Annotated in this window: 3 protein-coding genes; 2 read left to right on the top strand and 1 reads right to left on the bottom strand. The window is 27.0% G+C overall.

The genetic code is table 11. The annotated features are described in order from the left end of the window. The first annotated feature begins 537 nt into the window (after window positions 1–537). Window positions 538–1,260 carry a pseudouridine synthase gene (locus tag RI68_RS03075; protein WP_017193765.1) on the top strand — a complete coding sequence of 241 codons (723 nt, stop codon included), beginning with the start codon at window positions 538–540 and terminating at the stop codon, window positions 1,258–1,260. Between the two features lie 20 nt (window positions 1,261–1,280). Here the strand turns inward: RI68_RS03075 and RI68_RS04120 are convergent, their stop codons facing one another. Then, window positions 1,281–1,418, bottom strand: a complete 138-nt coding sequence (locus RI68_RS04120) for a hypothetical protein (protein WP_017193764.1) — start codon at window positions 1,416–1,418, stop codon at window positions 1,281–1,283. Window positions 1,419–2,098: 680 nt separating this feature from the next. On the opposite strand from RI68_RS04120, the gene RI68_RS04115 reads away from it, so the two are divergent. Then, entirely contained in the window at window positions 2,099–2,275 is a 177-nt protein-coding gene (locus tag RI68_RS04115; RefSeq protein WP_017193763.1) for a hypothetical protein, read from the top strand. The last annotated feature ends 1 nt before the right edge of the window (window position 2,276 follow it).

The raw sequence follows: 2,276 nt of genomic DNA, 5'->3' as shown, positions 1-2,276 counted from the left end.
ATTATTTTTTTTAGTCTTAGAAAAGAAAAAAAGACTAACTTAATAGTTAGTCTTAAAGAATTTTTAAAAAGTAAAAAGTGTCTAAAGTTTTGGAACAGTTCACAGCTTTTACTGTGCGCCTTGAATTTGTTGCTATTTTATTAAAAGCCATATAGTAACTTTCAATATTATTAGTAAGCCATTGAAAAGTGTGTTTTGAAACTCACTTGTTGTTTTTCAATCTCTTCTCAATTTTGTTTAAATGCGTATTCAGTTTTGAAATTTTGATTTCATTTGATAGCATGCAGAAAACAATAAAGAACAATAAGAACAAGCTTTTAAGGAATTTGATAAATTATTCATTGAATTTATTACAAAACCTTCAGACAACAACCCAACCAACAATTGATTTTAAATATCAATTACATTTATCCCCCAAAGAGGAACTTATGGAAAAGTTCCTCTTTTTATTAAAAAAGTCAAGATTAAAATACATCATTTAAAGAAAAATTATTTATAATTTAAGATACTAAGAGATAAAAAAAGTAGGTTTATATAATGGAAAGAATACAAAAAATTTTAGCTAACTCTAATATCGCTTCTAGAAGAAAAGCTGAATTATTAATTTTAGCTAAAAGAGTGAAAGTTAACGGTAAGATAGTGACTACTTTCGGTACTAAAGTATCTCCAAAAGATGTTATTTTAGTAGACGATAAGCCTATTCAAAAAGCACCATATCTTTATTTTTTACTCCATAAACCTAGTGGTTATATTACTAGTGTTCAAGATGATAAAAAAAGACCTATTGTGCTTGATTTAATTAAAGAAGAACGTCAACAAAGACTTTATCCCGTCGGCAGACTTGATTTCAAAACAGAAGGTTTATTGATTATTACTAATGACGGAGAATTAACCCAAAAATTAACTCATCCTTCTTCTTTAGTTCCCAAAGAATATCATGTCCAAATAAACCATTTTTTAACTTCTTCAGAATTAAAAAAGTTAAAAAAAGGGATTATCATTGATCATAATTATTTATCTATTCCTCAAGGAGTCCATATTTTAAAACAAACCAAAAAACCTTTACCTTCTACTTGGTTATCGATCACGATTTCTGAAGGGAAAAACCGTCAAATTAGAAAAATGATGGAAGAAATGGGTTTTGAAGTTTTAAAACTAAAGCGTTATAGATATGATTTTCTGACCTTAGATCATTTGCCTAAAGGGAAATACCGCTCTTTAACCAGAACTGAAGTTAAACAATTATTAAGAGAATATTGATAAAAGAAAAAAAGACCATATCATGGTTTTAACATTAAAACTAAACCTAATTGTTGTAATTTTTGATAAAAATCCAATTTTTTAATGTTTTTCGCTTTTGCCAAAGGCGGTAATACCATTTGATAATCGTATTCTTTTAATTGCGTAAGAGTTTTCAAATAATCTTTTTCCCAAGGTTTTACTATTTCTGTAACAGGACCATTTTTCCATAATTGAGGAAATTTATTACCACTATAAATAGTGTTTAATTCTGGTTTAAAAAAGATGCCATACCGTCTTTACCTTGGTTAAATTCATATAATAATTATTTAGCATGCAGTATTAAAATGCTCTAAGAGGTTGCAATGCACTAATCTGTAGACTTGTTTAGTATGCAAAAGGTCTTTGTGAGACTTGTGGAAGGTCGGAAAAGAAGTGGGACACACTTTACTTTCGTCTATATGATGGATAAATAAGCCTTCTTTTTAGCTCTTGCGATACTAGGATGTTTTAATTAAACAATGAGCGTCGTTAGTGAAATAATTTTTAGGTATCGAATCGTGCGGCAATTTTAAAAAAAATGGCATATTTCTTCATATGTCATTTCTCTAACAAGATTTCGTAATAAGTAGAATTATTACGGATTTTAAAAGGATTATAAGGTAAAGTCTTTTTAGTTTTGTCGGCATAACCTTCGGTTCCTTTTTTGGTCGGTCTTTTTTTGCACTTTTTTAAACGTTTTTCTTATTATAATATAACACAAATCATGTCCAAATAATAAATATTTTTCAAAAAGGGTTAAAATTATGTAAATGTATGTTATAATATATAACATAATAATTAAAAAAGGAGAGATTAAATGGCAACAGTTAATTATGAATTTAAAACTAATTATTTAGACGACTTATTCAAAGCAAAAAATAATTTGATAAATATGTCCTATTATTATTTAATTCATCAAGCTCAACAAAAAGAAATAAACGATATAACTAATTTAAAACTACAAAAATTATTTTTTTATAGTTATGCTCATTAAA

The organism is Vaccinium witches'-broom phytoplasma str. VAC (assembly GCF_000309405.1).
In the GTDB taxonomy this organism is placed as follows: Bacteria; Bacillota_I; Bacilli_A; order Acholeplasmatales; family Acholeplasmataceae; genus Phytoplasma.
This window is presented reverse-complemented; position numbering and strand designations above follow the sequence as displayed.